Consider the following 405-nt stretch of genomic DNA (forward strand, 5'->3'; position numbering starts at 1 on the left):
AATAATAGCGCCTATGCTTCGTCTCCGGTGATTCATACACTGCTGGCATCGTTCATCAATTCATGAGGAGTCGAAATGCAAGCGTTCAACGATACTGCCGACGTGCTGCACTACATCAATGGTCAACGCGTGAAGGGGAACAGCGAGCGGACTCAGCCGGTCTTCAACCCGGCAACCGGTGCCAGCCCGCGTCAATTGGTGCTGGGCGGGGTGTCTGACGTGAATGCCGCCGTGGCAAGCGCGAAGGCGGCGTTCCCCGCATGGAGCAATACGCCTGCCATTCGCCGTGCGCGCGTCATGCTGAAGTTTCTCGAATTGATGAACAAGCATCGCGACGAACTCGCCGCGATCATCACCGCCGAACACGGCAAAGTGTTCTCGGACGCGCAGGGCGAAGTGTCGCGT

General features: G+C 58.5%; 1 protein-coding gene. It reads left to right on the forward strand.

Going from position 1 to position 405, the window contains the following annotated elements:
* Positions 1–75: 75 nt before the first annotated feature.
* The coding region (locus tag CDV44_RS27415) for an aldehyde dehydrogenase family protein (RefSeq protein ID WP_141118853.1) at positions 76–405 on the forward strand (330 nt) is incomplete at its 3' end.

The organism is Pandoraea sp. PE-S2R-1 (assembly GCF_002179865.1).
Taxonomy (GTDB): domain Bacteria; phylum Pseudomonadota; class Gammaproteobacteria; order Burkholderiales; family Burkholderiaceae; genus Pandoraea.